The organism is Bacteriovorax sp. DB6_IX (genome assembly GCF_000447775.1).
In the GTDB taxonomy this organism is placed as follows: domain Bacteria; phylum Bdellovibrionota; class Bacteriovoracia; order Bacteriovoracales; family Bacteriovoracaceae; genus Halobacteriovorax_A.
Window position 1 is genome coordinate 1 of the sequence record NZ_AUNJ01000110.1, and the last position, 281, is coordinate 281.

Annotated in this window: 1 protein-coding gene; it reads right to left on the bottom strand. The window is 36.7% G+C overall.

Annotated features, from left to right (window positions below; genetic code table 11):
- Positions 1-16: 16 nt before the first annotated feature.
- The coding region (locus tag M901_RS03495; RefSeq protein WP_021276798.1) for a helix-turn-helix transcriptional regulator at positions 17-281 on the bottom strand (265 nt) is incomplete at its 5' end.

Genomic DNA, 281 nt, shown 5'->3' on the forward strand with positions numbered 1-281 from the left:
TCAAGGCATATGAGAATTAAGCCCAGAGCGGGTTTTCATGATAACTTTTTACAATAAGATCTGAACGTTCTTTTTCCTCTGCCAATGAAGGAATCGGCTTTCCATCAGTAAGTTCGTGAATAAGTGCAAAGGCCTCCATTTGATCGAAAGAAAAGAGAATTTGTAAAATGCTATCTAGAGTAGGGCTAGTTTCAGAATTCATGATTCTTCTGAGTTTGCTTTCACTGATATTTACTTTCTTTGAGACTTTCGCAATAGACTGTCCTGCAAAGAGATAATTT